The organism is Leucobacter aridicollis (genome assembly GCF_024399335.1).
Lineage (GTDB): Bacteria > Actinomycetota > Actinomycetes > Actinomycetales > Microbacteriaceae > Leucobacter > Leucobacter aridicollis_A.
In genome coordinates this window covers 238,675-253,981 of record NZ_CP075339.1, presented here as the reverse complement: position 1 = coordinate 253,981, position 15,307 = coordinate 238,675, and the positions used below count along the sequence as shown (strand labels likewise).

Annotated in this window: 24 protein-coding genes; 19 read left to right on the top strand and 5 right to left on the bottom strand. The window is 62.3% G+C overall.

Features of this window, described 5'->3' with window-relative positions; genetic code table 11:
* Positions 1-28 precede the first annotated feature (28 nt).
* Positions 29-256 carry a YbdD/YjiX family protein gene (locus tag KI794_RS01140; protein WP_255808812.1) on the bottom strand — a complete coding sequence of 76 codons (228 nt, stop codon included), beginning with the start codon at positions 254-256 and terminating at the stop codon, positions 29-31.
* The gene (locus KI794_RS01135; RefSeq protein ID WP_255808811.1) at positions 240-2,498 is read right to left on the bottom strand and encodes a carbon starvation CstA family protein; all 2,259 of its coding nucleotides are present in this window, start codon (positions 2,496-2,498) and stop codon (positions 240-242) included. The genes KI794_RS01140 and KI794_RS01135 overlap by 17 nt, the downstream gene beginning before the upstream one ends.
* 113 nt (positions 2,499-2,611) lie before the next feature.
* Between KI794_RS01135 and KI794_RS01130 the strand changes: the two genes are divergently transcribed.
* From KI794_RS01130 to nucS, 3 genes are all read left to right on the top strand, one after another.
* Complete coding sequence (locus KI794_RS01130) at positions 2,612-3,949, top strand: MATE family efflux transporter (protein ID WP_255808810.1); 1,338 nt, start codon at positions 2,612-2,614, stop codon at positions 3,947-3,949.
* A 93-nt stretch (positions 3,950-4,042) separates the two neighbouring features.
* Positions 4,043-5,311 (top strand): MFS transporter, encoded by a 1,269-nt coding sequence (locus tag KI794_RS01125; protein WP_255808809.1) that lies wholly within the window; start codon positions 4,043-4,045, stop codon positions 5,309-5,311.
* Between the two features lie 9 nt (positions 5,312-5,320).
* Positions 5,321-6,013 carry an endonuclease NucS gene (nucS, locus tag KI794_RS01120; protein ID WP_119281759.1) on the top strand — a complete coding sequence of 231 codons (693 nt, stop codon included), beginning with the start codon at positions 5,321-5,323 and terminating at the stop codon, positions 6,011-6,013.
* Between the two features lie 8 nt (positions 6,014-6,021).
* Here the strand turns inward: nucS and KI794_RS01115 are convergent, their stop codons facing one another.
* Together KI794_RS01115 and KI794_RS01110 are read right to left on the bottom strand one after the other, a co-directional pair.
* Positions 6,022-7,119, bottom strand: a complete 1,098-nt coding sequence (locus KI794_RS01115) for a tyrosine-type recombinase/integrase (RefSeq protein ID WP_255809797.1) — start codon at positions 7,117-7,119, stop codon at positions 6,022-6,024.
* Positions 7,103-7,804, bottom strand: a complete 702-nt coding sequence (locus tag KI794_RS01110) for a hypothetical protein (protein ID WP_255808808.1) — start codon at positions 7,802-7,804, stop codon at positions 7,103-7,105. The genes KI794_RS01115 and KI794_RS01110 overlap by 17 nt, the downstream gene beginning before the upstream one ends.
* Positions 7,805-7,914: 110 nt before the next feature.
* On the opposite strand from KI794_RS01110, the gene KI794_RS01105 reads away from it, so the two are divergent.
* From KI794_RS01105 to KI794_RS01035, 15 genes are all read left to right on the top strand, one after another.
* Positions 7,915-8,115 carry a helix-turn-helix domain-containing protein gene (locus KI794_RS01105; protein WP_255808807.1) on the top strand — a complete coding sequence of 67 codons (201 nt, stop codon included), beginning with the start codon at positions 7,915-7,917 and terminating at the stop codon, positions 8,113-8,115.
* Positions 8,099-8,467, top strand: coding sequence for a hypothetical protein (locus KI794_RS01100; protein ID WP_255808806.1), 369 nt, complete (start codon positions 8,099-8,101; stop codon positions 8,465-8,467). The genes KI794_RS01105 and KI794_RS01100 overlap by 17 nt, the downstream gene beginning before the upstream one ends.
* A complete protein-coding gene (locus tag KI794_RS01095; protein WP_255808805.1) occupies positions 8,464-8,751 on the top strand; it encodes a hypothetical protein in 288 nt (95 codons plus the stop codon). The genes KI794_RS01100 and KI794_RS01095 overlap by 4 nt, the downstream gene beginning before the upstream one ends.
* Positions 8,751-9,425 (top strand): hypothetical protein, encoded by a 675-nt coding sequence (locus KI794_RS01090; protein WP_255808804.1) that lies wholly within the window; start codon positions 8,751-8,753, stop codon positions 9,423-9,425. Before KI794_RS01095 ends, KI794_RS01090 begins: the two co-directional genes overlap by 1 nt.
* Positions 9,422-9,724, top strand: coding sequence for a MarR family transcriptional regulator (locus tag KI794_RS01085; protein ID WP_255808803.1), 303 nt, complete (start codon positions 9,422-9,424; stop codon positions 9,722-9,724). Before KI794_RS01090 ends, KI794_RS01085 begins: the two co-directional genes overlap by 4 nt.
* Positions 9,721-10,206, top strand: coding sequence for a hypothetical protein (locus KI794_RS01080; protein ID WP_255808802.1), 486 nt, complete (start codon positions 9,721-9,723; stop codon positions 10,204-10,206). Before KI794_RS01085 ends, KI794_RS01080 begins: the two co-directional genes overlap by 4 nt.
* A gap of 315 nt (positions 10,207-10,521) precedes the next feature.
* A complete protein-coding gene (locus KI794_RS01075; RefSeq protein WP_255808801.1) occupies positions 10,522-11,535 on the top strand; it encodes an AAA family ATPase in 1,014 nt (337 codons plus the stop codon).
* Positions 11,536-11,719: 184 nt separating this feature from the next.
* Positions 11,720-11,875, top strand: coding sequence for a hypothetical protein (locus KI794_RS01070; RefSeq protein ID WP_255808800.1), 156 nt, complete (start codon positions 11,720-11,722; stop codon positions 11,873-11,875).
* Positions 11,872-12,084, top strand: coding sequence for a hypothetical protein (locus tag KI794_RS01065; protein ID WP_255808799.1), 213 nt, complete (start codon positions 11,872-11,874; stop codon positions 12,082-12,084). Before KI794_RS01070 ends, KI794_RS01065 begins: the two co-directional genes overlap by 4 nt.
* Positions 12,081-12,275 (top strand): hypothetical protein, encoded by a 195-nt coding sequence (locus KI794_RS01060; protein ID WP_255808798.1) that lies wholly within the window; start codon positions 12,081-12,083, stop codon positions 12,273-12,275. Before KI794_RS01065 ends, KI794_RS01060 begins: the two co-directional genes overlap by 4 nt.
* 22 nt (positions 12,276-12,297) lie before the next feature.
* Positions 12,298-12,444, top strand: a complete 147-nt coding sequence (locus KI794_RS01055; RefSeq protein WP_255808797.1) for a hypothetical protein — start codon at positions 12,298-12,300, stop codon at positions 12,442-12,444.
* On the top strand, positions 12,441-12,581 hold the full coding sequence (locus KI794_RS01050; RefSeq protein WP_255808796.1) for a hypothetical protein: 141 nt from the start codon (positions 12,441-12,443) through the stop codon (positions 12,579-12,581). The genes KI794_RS01055 and KI794_RS01050 overlap by 4 nt, the downstream gene beginning before the upstream one ends.
* 27 nt (positions 12,582-12,608) lie before the next feature.
* The gene (locus tag KI794_RS01045) at positions 12,609-12,938 is read left to right on the top strand and encodes a hypothetical protein (protein ID WP_255808795.1); all 330 of its coding nucleotides are present in this window, start codon (positions 12,609-12,611) and stop codon (positions 12,936-12,938) included.
* Between the two features lie 9 nt (positions 12,939-12,947).
* Positions 12,948-13,502 carry a hypothetical protein gene (locus KI794_RS01040; RefSeq protein ID WP_255808794.1) on the top strand — a complete coding sequence of 185 codons (555 nt, stop codon included), beginning with the start codon at positions 12,948-12,950 and terminating at the stop codon, positions 13,500-13,502.
* A gap of 209 nt (positions 13,503-13,711) precedes the next feature.
* Entirely contained in the window at positions 13,712-14,293 is a 582-nt protein-coding gene (locus KI794_RS01035) for a hypothetical protein (RefSeq protein WP_255808793.1), read from the top strand.
* Between the two features lie 152 nt (positions 14,294-14,445).
* On the opposite strand, the gene KI794_RS01030 is transcribed toward KI794_RS01035, so the two are convergent.
* The gene (locus KI794_RS01030) at positions 14,446-14,781 is read right to left on the bottom strand and encodes a hypothetical protein (protein ID WP_255808792.1); all 336 of its coding nucleotides are present in this window, start codon (positions 14,779-14,781) and stop codon (positions 14,446-14,448) included.
* Between the two features lie 287 nt (positions 14,782-15,068).
* Between KI794_RS01030 and KI794_RS01025 the strand changes: the two genes are divergently transcribed.
* On the top strand, positions 15,069-15,296 hold the full coding sequence (locus tag KI794_RS01025; protein ID WP_255808791.1) for a hypothetical protein: 228 nt from the start codon (positions 15,069-15,071) through the stop codon (positions 15,294-15,296).
* Positions 15,297-15,307: the final 11 nt, after the last annotated feature.

Here is a 15,307-nt window from a genome sequence, read left to right as displayed (position 1 = left end):
TCCGTCTGTGAGTGAACGCCGACGATGGTCAACAGCAGCGGGATCCAGGGTGAGCGTCTTCGTCTGCGTAACGCTCACGCCAGAATTCGCGCTCGGTGAGCACTGCGGCACCCGGGTGCGCGCGCCCAGCGTGGGCGACATAGGCCGCGTAGGCGCCCTCACCCGTGAGCTCGTGCAGGTACTTCAGCGCGGCGCGCAGTCTGCGGCGCAAGCCGCTGCCGGGGCGGCGCGCTGCGCGACTAGTGCTGCTGAACATCGGGCCTCAGCTCCTCGGGCAGCGCGTCCCAGTCGGCCTGCAGCTTGCGCTCGCTCGGGGTTGCAATGAACCCTGCTGGCCCAAAGGTCCGGCTCGGCACGTAGGGATCCTCGGTGTCGACGACCTTCCCAGTCCGGTACGAGCGAACAACCGCGGCAACCGCGGTGATAATCACGATGATGGCGAGCGTCACGAAGACGATCGACAGCACGCCCTGCACCATTGTGTTGCGCACAATTGCTTCGAGGCTCTCGACTGGGCCGAGCGACGTGTCGCCTGCGGCGAGCGCATCACGGTACTTCACGTGGTTCGCGAAGTACCCAACAGCTGGGACCGGCGAGAAGATCTTATACAGGGAGCCAGTAATAGTGACCACGGCGATGAACGCGAGCGGCGCGGCGACGACCCACAGGTACTTGAAGTTCTGCTTCGCGGCGATGATCGCCATCACCACAGCGAGCGCGATGGCTGCCAGCAGCTGGTTCGCGATGCCGAACAGCGGGAACAGCGTATTGATGCCACCGAGCGGGTCTGTCACGCCCATGAGCAGGATCGCGCCCCACGCAGCAACCATGATGAGTGTCGTGAGCCACACGCCTGGTCGCCACGAGTTGTCGCGGAACTTCGGGGCGAAGTTGCCCATCGTGTCCTGCAGCATGAAGCGAGCCACGCGGGTACCGGCGTCGACGGCGGTGAGAATGAACAGCGCCTCGAACATGATCGCGAAGTGGTACCAGAAGCCCATCATTGCCGGGCCGCCAATGACGTCCTTCATGATGTTTGCGAGGCCAAGGGCGAGGGTTGGAGCGCCACCCGTGCGCGAGACGATGCTTTCCTCACCGACAGCCTGGGCCGCTGAAGTGAGCATCTCGGGGGTCACGTCGACGCCCGCGATGCCGAGCCCCATCACGAACTCGACCGCGCCCTCGACGGTGCCGCCTGTCGCTGCGGCTGACGAGTTCATCGCAAAGTAGATGCCCTGATCGAGGGTGACTGCGGCGACAAGCGCCATGAGCGCGACGAACGACTCCATGAGCATGCCGCCGAACCCAATGAATCGGGTCTGACGCTCCTTCTGCACCATCTTGGGTGTCGTGCCCGAGGCGATGAGCGCGTGAAAGCCTGAGAGCGCTCCACACGCAATCGTGACGAACAGGAACGGGAAGATGTTGCCCGATACCACTGGGTTCACCTCGGTCGCGGCGAACTGGCTGACCCGTGGCGCCTGCACCAGCGGGTTCGCGATAACGACTGCCGCGGCGAGCAGCACGATCACGCCGATCTTCATGAACGTCGACAGGTAGTCACGCGGGGCGAGCAGCAGCCAGACGGGTAGCACGGCGGCAATAAAGCCGTAGATTGCGACAAACCAGGCGAGCGAAACCTTATCGAGGGTGAACAGGGCTGTGCCCCACTCGGTGCCGGCGACCCAGCCACCCGCGACGATCGCGACCATGAGCAGCACGAAGCCGATGATCGAGATCTCGGTGATCTTGCCTGGGCGAATCCAGCGGAGGTAGATGCCCATGAAGAGCGCGATCGGGATGGTCATGCCGACGGAGAAGACGCCCCACGGGCTTTCGGCGAGAGCGTTCACGACGACGAGGGCGAGGATCGCGACGATGATCACCATGATGAGCAGCGTGGCGATGATCGCGGCGGTGCCGCCGACGCGGCCGAGCTGGTCCCGGGCCATCTGCCCAAGCGAACGTCCACCTCGGCGGGTCGAGAAGAACATGACGAGGTAGTCCTGCACGGCTCCTGCGACGATGACGCCGACGATGATCCAGATCGTGCCAGGAAGAAATCCCCACTGCGCGGCGAGCACGGGGCCGACGAGCGGGCCCGCGCCGGCGATCGCGGCGAAATGATGCCCGAAAAGAACGTTGCGGTGCGTGGCAACATAATCCTTGCCGTTCGCTTTGTACTCGGCCGGCGTCGCGCGGGTGTCGTCGGCGTGCACAATCTTCGCTTCAATGAAGCGCGAGTAGAACCGGTACGCGATGAGGTAGGTCGCGACGCCAGCGAACACGAACCAGATCGCGTTGATGGTTTCGCCGCGCGAGAGCGCAAGCATTGCCCAGCCGATGGCGCCGATGAGCCCGATGCCGACCCACAGCGCGATCTTCAGGCCGCGCTTGTTGCGCGAGTCCGCCGCGATCTCGTCCGCGGTCAACGCGACCGGCGGAAGCGGCGGGCTGGAGTCGTGTGCCTCCGGGGTCGCTTGGTGCATTGAGTTCATGTGCATCCCTACTTTCATCATTGATTTGGCTCTGCATGTGCCATCAGGCACGACTATTCCCCCAATGTCTCCTCACCCTAATAGGCGGATCGGTTTCGCGGTACCCTAGCCGCATGCCGCCGAGCGAGTTCCCGTTGCGCAGCACCATCGACCGCAGGGTCGCAGCCCTCGCTCTCCCGGCGCTTGGCGCGCTCATCGTCGAGCCCATGCTGCTCACCCTCGACGCGATCTTCATCGGGCACCTTGGCGCCGCTCCCCTCGCCGGGCTCGCGATCGCAAGCGCGATCCTGCAGACCGCAGTCGGCCTCATGATCTTCCTCGCCTACTCGACGACGCCAATGGTCGCGCGCAGGCGTGGCGCAGGCGACGTGCGCGGCGCCGTGCAGGCGGGCATCGACGGGCTCTGGCTCGCGCTCGGGATCGGGATCGTCGTCGGCACGGCGCTCTGGCTGGTGAGCGCCCCAATCGTGCGGCTCTTTGGAGCCGACGCGGCGACGACGGACCAGGCGCTCGCCTACCTCACCGTGTCGTGCCTCGGGATCCCAGCAATGCTGCTCGTATTCGCCGCAACCGGGCTGCTCCGCGGCCTCCAGGACACCCGCACCCCGCTCTACGTCGCGACGATCGGCTTCTCAGCGAACGCGCTGCTCAACTGGTGGTTCATCTACGGCCTCGGCTGGGGCATCGCCGGAAGCGCGTGGGGCACAGTCGCCGCGCAGTGGGGCATGGTTGCCGTCTACATCGCAGTCGTCGCGCACCACGCGAGACGCGCAGGCGCGAACTGGCTCCCCCACCGCGACGGGCTGTCGCAGGCTGGCCGCTCCGGCGGGTGGCTCTTCGTTCGCACGCTCGGGCTCCGCGCCGCGTTCCTCGCCACCGTGTTTGCCGCCACGAGCCACGGTACCGAGGCGACCGCCGCCTACCAGGTCGTCTTCACAATCTTCTCGACCGCAGCCTTCGCGCTCGACGCGCTCGCGATCGCCGCCCAGGCCCTTATCGGAGACGCGCTCGGCTCGCGGGACGCCACCCTCGCGCGCAGGATCGTTGCGCGCTGCATCTTCTGGGGGCTCGTTGCGGGCGCTGTAATCGGGGCGGTGCTCGCGCTCGGCAGTCAGGTGATCGGGCGGGCGTTCACGAGCGACACCGGGGTCCTCGAGCTGCTCCCGCCCGCCCTCATCGTGCTTGGCATCTCGCTCCCGCTCGGTGGGTTCGTGTTCGTGCTGGACGGCGTACTCATGGGAGCAGGCGACGTCAGGTATCTCGCATGGACAAGCCTCGTGAACCTCGCCGTCTACCTGCCAGTGCTCTGGCTCGCGACCTCGCTCGTACCGACCGGCACCGCCGCGCTTGTGGCGATCACCGCGAGCTTCATGATCGCGTTCATGCTCGCCAGGGCGACGACGCTCGGACTGCGAGCCAGGGGCGGACGATGGATCGTGCTCGGCGTGTAGCGGTCTGCGCCACACCTCGCCGCGACCGCCACCGAAACGCCTAGAATAGTGGGGTTCAGCCGCAGCGCGGTCACCTTTTTCGTCAGGAGCACTGTGGCTGCCCAAGACTCGCCTCCCTCCCCGTCGAGGTGGACGTTCGGCGTGCTCATCGTGTTCACGATGTTCGGCTTCGGCTTTGGCAACTGGCTCGCCCGAATCCCTGCAGTTCGCGACCGCCTTGACGCGAGCACATTCGAGATGAGCGTGATCGGGCTCACGCTCGCCGCGGGATCGCTCCTCGGCCTCGTGTTCGCCGGCCGCACGGTGACGTGGCTCGGGCCCCGCCAATCGATTCTCTACGGGGCGCTCGGCCAGGCGCTATTCATGCCGCTTGGCGCCACGCTGCTGTGGTTTGGCATGCCGATCCCTGGAATGCTCGCACTCGCGTGCTTCGGGTTCTTCTTCAGCACGAGCGACGTCGCTATGAACGTGAGCGGGGCAGCAGCCGAGCGAGCACTCGGAAAATCGCGCATGCCGATCCTGCACGGCGGATACAGCTTCGGCGGTGTGAGCGCGATGGGCGTTGGTGCGCTCGCCGAGATGCTAAAGATTCCAGTCCCCGTGCATCTCGCCGCCGTCTTCATCGTCATCATCGCTGGCGTCCTCGTGGCAATCCGCAGCATTCCGGGCGTCGAGCCCGTGGAACCAGCTGCCGAGCCGGTGCCAGTCAACACGAACACAGGCCCCATCCAGCTGCTCGCGAATCCGGCAGCCGAGACGGCGCCGCCCAAGCACACAAGTTACAACCCGTGGCGCGACCCCCGCATCATCGTCATCGGCTTCGTGGCGATGAGCCTCAGCCTCACCGAGGGAACCGCGACAGACTGGCTCCCCCTCGCGCTTGCAGACCACCGCGGCTTCTCGAACTCCGCGGCGGCGCTCGCACTCGGCGTCTTCTTCGTTGCGATGCTCACAACCCGCGCGGCAGGCAGCTGGCTCCTCGAACGATTCGGCCGCGTCTGGATCCTCCGAGCGAGCGCGATCACCGCCGGCGCAAGCATCGTGCTCATCAACGTGCTTCCCTTCAGCTGGGCAGCGTACATCTGCGCCGGGCTGTGGGGCGTCGGCAGCGCCCTCGGGTTCCCGATCGGCATCTCGGCCGCCGCCGATGACCCGACAAAGGCAGTACGCGGCGTCGCGACCGTCTCGGCGATCGCCTACGCTGCGTTTCTTGTCGGGCCGATGGCAATCGGCCTGCTCGGCGAGCATCTCGGGCTCTTGAACGCGTTTCTCCCGCTCGTCGCATTCCTTATCTTCGTTGTCTTCGCAGCCGGGGCCGCCCGCGAACCCGGCAGACAGGCAGGCAGCACCACAACCGGCTAAACTGTCACGGTGCGAATCGTGGTTGCTGACTGTTCCGTTGACTATGCGGGTCGGCTGTCGGCCCACCTGCCGCGCGCGAAGCGCGTACTGATGCTGAAGGGCGACGGTTCGATCCTCGTCCATTCAGACGGTGGCTCGTACAAGCCGCTGAACTGGATGAGCCCTCCGTGTTCGCTCGAGCCGCTAGAACTCGACGACGACGTGCGCGAAGCTGGCATCGTCGAACAGTGGCAGGTCACGCACAAGAAGACCGCCGACAAGCTCGTGGTCTCGCTGTTCGAGATCATCCACGACTCCTCCTACGATCTCGGCGTCGACCCCGGCCTCATCAAGGACGGCGTTGAGGCGCACCTACAGGAGCTCCTCGCCGATCAGATCGACCTACTCGGCGACGGGCACTCGCTCGTGCGCCGCGAGTACATGACGGCGATCGGCCCCGTCGACATCCTCGCCCGAGATTCGGCGGGCGTCTCGGTCGCTGTAGAAATCAAGCGCCGCGGCGAGATCGACGGCGTCGAGCAGCTCACCCGGTACCTTGAGCTCATGAACCGCGACCCGCTGCTCGCCCCCGTGTCGGGGGTCTTCGCGGCGCAGGAGATCAAACCGCAGGCGCGCACGCTCGCTGAGGATCGCGGGATCCGCTGCCTTGTGCTCGACTACGACGCGATGCGCGGCATGGAAGACAAGAACACCCTGTTCTAGTAAATCTGTTACGAACCTTGGGGTTCTGCGGCTACTGTCCGCAGGGAGTCCGCAACGTTTCCAGCGCGCTGACCAAAGACGGCCGCGACAGCTGCTCGTGAAGCCTCGTCAGAGTCCGGCCAAAGGTGTCCGTAAATGTCCAGCGTGGTCTTGGCGGACTTGTGCCTCAAGCGCGCTTGCACCATCTTTACGTCGAGGCCGGCGGAGATCAACATGCTCGCGTAGTAATGCCTGAGGTCGTGAATGCGGAAGCCTTCGGGCAGGCCCTCAACTTTGGCTCGAGCTTCGATGAACGCCATGTTCAGGTACTGCGGCGCTGTTGGCTTCCCGAGAGAGTTCACTACGAGCTTGCTGCTCCCCCACTGCGCGGGAACCTTATTCAGCTCCAGAGCAAGCTCCTGCGGGATCGGAATGGGCTGTTTCGACTCCTCAGTCTTGAGGGGGTCGTTGGGGTACTGGATTGCAGGCGTAATAACGCCGCGCATGAAGTCGACATCTTCCACCCGCAATGCGACAATCTCCCCTCTGCGAAGCCCGGCGAATGCACCGAGCAGGATGGCTCCCCTAAGGTGTTCAGGCATCGCATCATGCAGCGCCCAGATTTGCGCCGTAGTTGCCACGTACGAGATTGGCTTCGGCATGGCCGGCGCTGTGCGCTTCGAGGATGGCGACCTTGGAATCAGCCCATCCAGGACAGCATCACTGAATATCTGGCTGAATCTTTGGTGCGCGCCCCGAACGGTGGCCTCTGACAGTCCCGATGCTTGCAGATCTGCGATCCAAGCTTTCACTTCGGAGGGGCGAACCGACACGAGTGTGCGCCCGCCGAAACGATCTTTGATACGGGCGATGTGCGTCTTCGCTTGGAGGATTGACCGAGGCCGCTTGTTGTATCCCTGGATCCAGGTGTCACACCACTCGCTCACTGTGAGCTTCGCAGTTTTCGGATCCACATAGTTGCCGGTGAGCGTGGATGTCGTGACTTCGTCCAGCCAACGTTGCGCGTCCCGTTTGAGCTTGAAATGGCGAGCATGTTCCTTGCCATCGGCGTCCCGGTAGCGGGCGCGCCAGGAGCCATTGGGGCGCTGTTTAACGCTCGCCATCATCTGCACCAAAGTTAGGAGGAAGTGGATCAGCGTTTAGTGGCGGACCATAAGACCCCCACTTTGCCCGAATTTCGTCATAGCCCTTGACACTATCCTCAAACCCAACAAGAGACGGGCGCTCCAGCATGCCGTTTTCTCGGGCTTTCGCAATCCAGCGAGCTGCCGTCCTCGCAGGCAACTGAAACGCCTTCTCCACAGCCTTCGCTGGCGCTTGAGATGACAACAGCGCCACGTTGTATATGAGGGCGACTTCCTTCAAAACAGGGTCCACGGGGCCTCGCTCCTTTGCCAGGAGCCCTAGCCGACTACCCTCGAGAGACATCGCTTCGTCCCCGCGACTTTCGTACAGGCTAACTGGATCCTCGTCCACAGAATGCTTGACATAGATTGCTGCCGAAGAAGCCATCCGCAGCAGCTCTGCAACCCTAATTTCACGCAAGTCAGTACCTGCAACCTCAGGCGCTTCGAGCCCCACAAACTGTGCGAGAAAGCGCCCCTGGTACTGGCTGAATCGAATGCGCATATGAACAACAGGAGCCATGACCTCGTCCCCACGATTCAGCCATTTCTCCTGAAACTGAACCTTCAGTTCTGGGATAACGCCGATCCCGATATTCAGGACTATCGCGTCTTCCCAGGTTGGCTCGCTCCCGTCAGGAAGAAGAACGGAGATTAAGTGGTGCATGGGTCCCATTAAAGCCCACGCGGCACAGCCTTGACAAGCCGACGCCAACTATCTACAGTAAGTGGCAGTGGCTCGTCAGGAATGCGCCACACCTAAAGGAAGGATACGCAATGACACTTTCGACGCTCGAGAAGCCTCGCTTCTATTTCGTTGGCGAGGTCGCTACCGAACTGCGCCGCTCAGAGGCTGCCGTTAGATGGCTGATCCATACGGGGCGGATCAAAACCGGCAAGTTAGGGGGACGCACGGTCATTGCCGCTGCTGAGCTCGATCGCTTCATCGAGGAGGCATTCAATGCAGCAGACGCTTAGAGAGAGCCGCGCCCCCGCAGATCACTCGGGGATGGACCCACTGACATACAGTGACCCGACAGGAGAGGCTGCGATCCGGCAGCTACTCAACAGTGGAGGTCCGTTCACCATCACGGCGATGAACGGCTTTCATGCGATGGTCAACGCGGAATCACTCGAGTACATGATGCTCGGCATGACAGCAAGGATCGCCCGGCCCAAGAAGAACCGTGCAGGGAGAATGCGGAGCGGCTTGCTCTGGCTCTTCCCCACACCCACAGAAAAGAACACCCCCACTGCAGGATCTAACGCCAATCAGGCCTGCAGCGAGGGTTCGAACACCGAGACAAACACAAAGGAAGTACAACGATGAACGTCTCACCCATTATTACGCAGAACCCTGAGAACCCCAACACCTTCAACACCACCATCGAGGTTGCCGGCGCGACCGTGAGCCCGTGGAGCCGCACCAACGGCACTCTCACCGTCGAACTAGACTTCGGAGACGAAGCTGGCATCAAGTCGTTCACGCCCGAGTCCGCGTGCGCCCTTGCCGCCGCGCTGCAGGCCGTCGCGGTGCACGTCATGGAGCAGCAGCCCCGCGAGATCCGCCGCATCACAGAGCCTGGTGCTCCTGCGTTTGAGGAGGCAATCTGATGAGCGACCTTACTGTGTTCAAGCCCGTTACGGAAGCGACCGACGCTTCTCGCACCTGGGCCGCGTCCGTCCTCGCGGATCTCCCCGTCGTGGTGAAGTTCTGTGAAGCCGCATGCCCTGACAAGAAGACCGTGCAGACGAGTGCTGACGCTGAGGGTAGACATTTCAGGCAGGCGTTCCACATCGGTGTGAAGTACGGCGCCCACTTCGCAATCCATCTGTACACGGGAGCGACCCGAACAGACCTTGCGGTAGCCAAGCAGATGATTACCCGCTTGAAGAACGGCATCGTATGCGATCGCCTATGGGAAGAGTTCAACAACGGTACGGGCCGCTACATGAACAGCTGGATCCCATTCGATCCCGAGCAGTGGTCGCCCGAGCTTCGTCCCTGCGCCGACCCGAACTGTGTTCGTGACTGGCATGAGTGGGAGACGAGCGGCGACATCTTCAAGACCGAATCATGTGAGAACGACGCGATCCGCACCGACGACTACACGATCGTGCTGCAGCGTCACGATGACGACCCCTGGACGGTTGAATCGTGGCTGACCTGCGATCAGCTTGAAGGCGTAGACGGGCTCAAAGCTCTACGCGACTGGGCCAACGACTTCGCCTACCTCCAGGGCGAATGCGACCGGCTCAACGCCATCCAGGTGAAGGAGGCAGCATGACTTCCATGATCCTCGACGGGGCAACGCCCAGGTCGCGCCCTACTGATCCCGTGACGAGCGTTGACGCCGGCCGTGCAGCTGACCTCAGCCGTTCACAATCCGCCGTATACGCTGCGATGCGCGCCCGAGGTATCGGAGTCACCCAGCAGGAGCTAGAAGCGTTCCTGCCGGGCCTCAGCCCCTCACGAGTGCGCTCTGCCGTGTCTGAGCTCGCAGAACACGGCCTCGTAGCCACGAGCGGGAAGACGCGGCCCACGAAGTACGGACGCAAAGCACAGATCTGGGAGGTAACAGCATGAGCGAGGATCTCATCACCGGGTTCACGAACCCCACGACACCGCCGAGCAGCCCGCTCGACACGTTGAAAGCGCTCGTGCTGCGCAACATCGACCAGCTCGAGTACGTGATCGACCAGCTCAGCGGAGGCGGCTACAACGTGCCGGAGGAACTCATCGAGTTCATCGACGGCATCAAAGGCTCCCAGTACGAGGCCATCGGGGAACACGTCGCGATCGGTCAGCAGCAGATTGGGCCGATCACCGTACCGGCGCTAGCACCTTCCGCGTACGTGTACGACGACGGTTCCCCCGTAGTCGAACGGTTCACCGCCCGGTACGGCACGAGCGTGTTCTTCCCTCGCTACGGGGGAGACCGAGAAGCCGCACTCGCAAGGCATCGCGAATGGGCGGCATCCATGGAACGCAGCTACGACACCGAGACCGCGTTCGGGGAGATCATCGACGGCATCGACTGGGGCCGCAATGGCCCGATGGACGCTTAGCGGCCACGCCGAACGCACACTCGACGCCTGGCTAGACGGGCTACAACGGGGGCAGATCCGACTCCAGGACCTGCCCCCGTCAGTCGCTGCATTCATCCACGCCGGCGAAGCATACGGGCGCGCGTCACGGCAACCCGAAATCGACGCCCTTAACCATCAACTCGACCTGCTCTACCTCGCAGCATTCAACCCGAAAGACCGGGCCGAAATCCTGCAACGTCGCCTCGACAAACACTTCGCGGCACAAGCCGCACTCTTCTTCGCTGAACCCCAAATCCAAGGGCCAGCACCCCACTCTGAAAGGAGGGCCGCATAGTGACAGCCGCCCCCACAATCACCGGGTACACCCCGCTCCTGTACGAGAACATCGCCGAGCTCCTCGAACGAGGCTTCGCAGGCCCGCCAGCGCCAGAGATTGGGCTGAGAAGCGACGGGATCGGCACCGTCTACGCCGGCCACGCAAACTGTGTCCTCGGGCCCCCAGAGTCCGGCAAGACCTGGTTCGCGCAAGCCACCGCAGTCGAAGTGCTCTTCAGCGGCGGCAGCGTCCTCATGATCGACCTCGACCACAACGGCGTCGAAGCAACCGTTTCCAGGTTCAAGGCATTCGGCATCCCAGACGAAATCCTCACGGACCCCACACGGTTCCGGTATTGCGAACCTGATGAGGTTCAAGCGATCGCAGGAATCGTTCGCGACTCGAAGGAGTGGGCGCCAACGCTTGTAGTCATCGACTCGTTTGGCGAACTCGGCCCGCTCTACGGAGCAAGCAGCAACTCTGCCGACGACTTCACCAACGTGTTCCGCACAGCAGTGAAACCATTCGCGCTGTATGGCGCTTGCGTCATCGTCATCGACCACGAAGCGAAATCGAAGGACTCCGCATCGTACGGAGCCACCGGAACCAGCGCGAAGAAACGAGCCTACTCGGGAACCATGCTCCGCTTCCGGGTGGATCGCCCCTTCACTCCTGGCTCGGGCGGCGAAGCCGAGGTGACACTCGTGAAAGACCGAAACGGTGGGCTGCGTCGTCACGTCGCTGCCGAGAAAGAACCTCTCGTGGGACGGTTCAAAATGACCGATGCGAACGGAGCTTTGAACGCGTACATCGTCGCCGCACAAGCCGGTGAAACTCCCCAGATGCTCGGAAGCGTGACCGGCACGAACGTGTCAGAACTCGTGAAAGAACTCGAGCAACTCGACCCGCCTCCTCGGTCAGTCCGAGACGTACGCACCCGCATGACCTGGGGCAACGGGAAAGCCAGCGACGCACTGAAGGCATGGCGCGAAATCCACGACCCCGAAGCTCTCACAAGAGGCTCCGAATAGCGTCCGGAAGCGTACCCGGAGCGACCGTACCCCGGGTACACCTCCGGGTACACCCAATTTGGCTCTACGACTGTACCGGGTACGTACCGGGTACAGCGGTGTACCCGTACCCGAACACCTATAGCCGGGTACGGGTACACCCACCCCAAACCAGCAACTCCTCATCATCGAAAGAGGCCACGCAATGACCACCCAAAACACGCTCCCGGCCGTCGCTCACGACTGCCCTGACTGCCTCTCCGACACCAACATCGTCCACCTCGGAGACAACATCCACGTCATCCAAATCTCACACGACGACGGATGCCCCACACTCGCACGAATCGAGGCCAAACAGTGAACACACCCCTGAACGGGACGCCTCATGCCAGAACCACCAAGAAACCGGCTCCACGGTTCCGCATCAACACCTGGCGCAAAGAAGGGCAGCCAGACGCGATCTGTATCCGAAAAGGAGGCTTCTTCCTCGTCGTGGAAGTAGCGGAGGCCTACGACCTCGTGAACGCCGTCCACGACCTCGCAGAAGACATCGAAAGGAGCACGGCATGACAACCCCAGCCCCGGCCCCGCCAAGGGACCTCGCGACCCAAGTCGCACGCCTCAGCAACGCGCTCGACAAAGCTCGAGCCGACGCCGACCACTGGCAGACCCGAGCAGAAGCCCGCGGCCGCGCACTCAAACAAGCGAACGAGATCAACCACACCCTCACCCGAGTCGTCAACGAGAAGCTCAACCACTAGCCCCCACCCGAAAGGCAGCACGATGAAGGACCCAGAAGATCGCAAGGATCGCGAACCCTTTGTTCACCGAGGCCTGACACCGGATGAGCGGTTGCGTGCCGCAGCAGAGATCTTGCGTGAAGCAAACGAGGAACTTCTCAGGAAGGAACAGGAGCAGGTGACGGCATGAGTAGCCGCCCAATCGCGCCGATCGTTGGTGTCAGCAACGACACGACACAGCGCGATATTTCAGGTGTAAAGAACTTTACACCTGAGCTAAACCCAGACGAGATGCTCGCCAGCTTCTCCGAGAAGATCAACCACTAGCCGACAGGCCACACAGAAAGACACCACATGAGTAACAACAAGACACCCCGAACCTGGAACGAATTCTTCGAAGAAGCCGAAGCCGAAATCGCGGAACTCACCAACGCGCGAACCGAGCCAGAACTCACCCCCGAACAGGCACGCCTCCAAACCAGGCAAGAAGCACGCGACATCGCCAACAACATCCGCCTCGGCAACGAAACAGGGACGCCCCGAACAGGTGACCTAGCCCCCATCCTCGACGACGACGCAACCGCGAAAGACATCGCCTCCAGGATCCGCATCAACGGACGCACCGGCGGACAACCACCACAGATCAAACGCGCCGCACGCTTCATCGACCCACTTAACCGATAAGGACCACCTATGAGCATCACACTCACCGGCACCAAAGCCGCAATCCTCGAAACCGAACTCGCCGCAGACCTCGAGAACTCACGCACCGAAGAACGCGACCACCTCGCCTACGTCAAAAACCCCGAACACAACAACCAGCCATACCGCGGGCTCTCCGAGATCCGCGACACCATCGAGATCATCACTCTCAAACACGGTGAAGCTAAGAAAGCCGCCGACAGAGAACGGTCCAAGCTCGGCACCGCAGACGAGATCCGCAAGATCCTCACCGACACGACAGCCATCGAAGCTAGCGCGAGATCCGAGCTCTACGCCGCCATCAATACCGTGAAGGACAGTCTCGCAGCGCTTGAACGCGCCAGGCTGAAACACCGCGACACCATCGGCACCGGCACACAACGCCTCATGAACGCAGGCGTCCCCGTCGAAGGCGCTGAACTCGACGGCGAACCCATCACCCTCCGCGGCGGCATCGAACACGCAGAAACTACACTCCGCGCTATTGCCGAACCTATTACCTACGAGTGGGCGCCAGCCATTCAACGTTATACGGCCACCAACTAGGTAGGCGCGCTGGGGGCAGCTACTGACTGCCCCCAGAGTCCGCGTCAGACCCGACTGCGGCAAACGCTCCCCATCCATCAAAGCAGCGATGCTCTGCTGCGACGAGCAATACCGCTGCGATCGCTACCCGGAGTAGTCCCATGGCCCGCAAAGAGACCCGCAACATGGGCAATGTCCGCCGGGCACACCTTCCGACTTATGCTGTAGCTATGAGAAAGACATTTTTAGTGTGTGCAACGACCGCTCTCGCTTTTTCGCTTCTTGGATGCTCAACCCCGGCTGAACAGCACGACACCCCCACCCAAACCGAGGACACCTCGAAGGCTCCAGCCGAGCAGACTAGCAATGACGGCGACTTCTCATTCGCACACATCAAGTCCTGCGATGACGTACAACCGTTCGTGGCGACTTGGGTCGAAGGCCTCAACCCTTACGACTGGAACAGCGTTTCCGAGACTGACATTCACTGCGGCTGGGATACGCCACCGGAGGACGTCACACCAGATAATGCTCGCTCGGTGGAAGTTAGATTCGCGGCGATCTCAGAGCGGCCCGACTACAGTCCGCTAGAGGGCATGGCAGGTTTCGAGCGCGTCACCGACGAATGGGTCACTGCGAACAACGGTGACGCGTTCACGATGACAGTTGACATCGGAATCTCTGCCGTCATTGGAACCACAATTTGGGTGCCAGGCGTTGAAGTAACAGTGTCCGGCGGTCGGTGGGCAAACCTCCCAGAATTGGACGGACCAGCTGGGCTGGAAATCGCCAAGCAGATCCTCGCTTCCTAGCAAACTCGACGACTCAAAGCCGACAACCCCCGGAACTTCACCGGGGGTTTTGTCGTCCCATATTCTTCCCCGCGCCGCATCGTAGGCATCCATTCATCCGCACGCTCACGGCGTGACGCTCACACAGCATGGGTGCGCGCGCGGGGAACCTCTTACTGCGTTTTGTCCTCAAGCCATTCGTCATAGCCCGAGCATGCTGCCAGGCTTGGATCGTCGTAGCACCAGCCTCCGAGCATGTCAGGCGTGACGAACTCCGGGCCAGTCATCCCAGCAAGTCCCGGATGACGTTGAACGACGGCCCACCAGTCATCGGGCCCCTCGCATGTTTCATACACAGGACGCATAATGGCTAGCCACTGCGCTTCTTCATCCGCAGTTAGTGCGGCCCACTCCTCTGCTTCCGGCGTCCCAGCATCGGCAAATGGTGGGTCATTCACCCAGACAGGATGGGTCGATTGCAGTTCGTCTTCTGCCGCCAATGCTTCCACCGCTGCGGCCTCACAACCTGGCGTTGCCGCTTCAGCCGACGGGGCAGTTGGCGTTTGGCCTGAGTTGCTGCCAGAGCAGCCAGCCAGTACCAAGAGCAACGGAACAACGAAGAGCAGCCGGGACCTCATTCTCGAACCATATTGCATACGCCACCAACCGGGAAGCGGGACACAATGGCTGACGATCGCACCTGTACCGAGTGTGGTGCGCTCTACCCGTCTACCCGTGCCGCTCTCCTCTGCTGTGACGAGGAATACCGCGGCGACCGATACACCGAGGAACAACGATGAGCGACGGACGCACAGCAACCGCGCAGCTCACGACTGCACGTCTCATCCTCGCAATGGGCGAACAGCAGATCACTGAGCACACCGAGACAGGTGCACACGCAGACCGCATCGACCAACTCCACACACTCAAGAAGACATGGACCGCACGCATCGCCGAGCTCGAACCGCTCGCACACCGCGAAGCCGAACAGGCACAGGGCAAAGGCAAAGCGTTCGGGCTCTAACCAAAGGGGTA

Excerpts from the sequence above, each read along its gene's own strand:
- KI794_RS01080 (WP_255808802.1), top strand. The coding sequence starts at position 9,721 with ATGAGCGAGGATCTCATCACCGGGTTCACGAACCCCACGACACCGCCG.
- KI794_RS01085 (WP_255808803.1), top strand. The coding sequence starts at position 9,422 with ATGACTTCCATGATCCTCGACGGGGCAACGCCCAGGTCGCGCCCTACT.
- KI794_RS01040 (WP_255808794.1), top strand. The coding sequence starts at position 12,948 with ATGAGCATCACACTCACCGGCACCAAAGCCGCAATCCTCGAAACCGAA.
- KI794_RS01050 (WP_255808796.1), top strand. The coding sequence starts at position 12,441 with ATGAGTAGCCGCCCAATCGCGCCGATCGTTGGTGTCAGCAACGACACG.
- KI794_RS01115 (WP_255809797.1), bottom strand. The coding sequence starts at position 7,119 with ATGATGGCGAGCGTTAAACAGCGCCCCAATGGCTCCTGGCGCGCCCGC.
- KI794_RS01035 (WP_255808793.1), top strand. The coding sequence starts at position 13,712 with ATGAGAAAGACATTTTTAGTGTGTGCAACGACCGCTCTCGCTTTTTCG.
- KI794_RS01060 (WP_255808798.1), top strand. The coding sequence starts at position 12,081 with ATGACAACCCCAGCCCCGGCCCCGCCAAGGGACCTCGCGACCCAAGTC.
- KI794_RS01095 (WP_255808805.1), top strand. The coding sequence starts at position 8,464 with ATGAACGTCTCACCCATTATTACGCAGAACCCTGAGAACCCCAACACC.
- KI794_RS01045 (WP_255808795.1), top strand. The coding sequence starts at position 12,609 with ATGAGTAACAACAAGACACCCCGAACCTGGAACGAATTCTTCGAAGAA.
- KI794_RS01025 (WP_255808791.1), top strand. The coding sequence starts at position 15,069 with ATGAGCGACGGACGCACAGCAACCGCGCAGCTCACGACTGCACGTCTC.
- KI794_RS01105 (WP_255808807.1), top strand. The coding sequence starts at position 7,915 with ATGACACTTTCGACGCTCGAGAAGCCTCGCTTCTATTTCGTTGGCGAG.
- KI794_RS01090 (WP_255808804.1), top strand. The coding sequence starts at position 8,751 with ATGAGCGACCTTACTGTGTTCAAGCCCGTTACGGAAGCGACCGACGCT.
- KI794_RS01110 (WP_255808808.1), bottom strand. The coding sequence starts at position 7,804 with ATGCACCACTTAATCTCCGTTCTTCTTCCTGACGGGAGCGAGCCAACC.
- KI794_RS01135 (WP_255808811.1), bottom strand. The coding sequence starts at position 2,498 with ATGAACTCAATGCACCAAGCGACCCCGGAGGCACACGACTCCAGCCCG.
- KI794_RS01140 (WP_255808812.1), bottom strand. The coding sequence starts at position 256 with ATGTTCAGCAGCACTAGTCGCGCAGCGCGCCGCCCCGGCAGCGGCTTG.
- KI794_RS01130 (WP_255808810.1), top strand. The coding sequence starts at position 2,612 with ATGCCGCCGAGCGAGTTCCCGTTGCGCAGCACCATCGACCGCAGGGTC.
- KI794_RS01070 (WP_255808800.1), top strand. The coding sequence starts at position 11,720 with ATGACCACCCAAAACACGCTCCCGGCCGTCGCTCACGACTGCCCTGAC.
- KI794_RS01055 (WP_255808797.1), top strand. The coding sequence starts at position 12,298 with ATGAAGGACCCAGAAGATCGCAAGGATCGCGAACCCTTTGTTCACCGA.
- KI794_RS01100 (WP_255808806.1), top strand. The coding sequence starts at position 8,099 with ATGCAGCAGACGCTTAGAGAGAGCCGCGCCCCCGCAGATCACTCGGGG.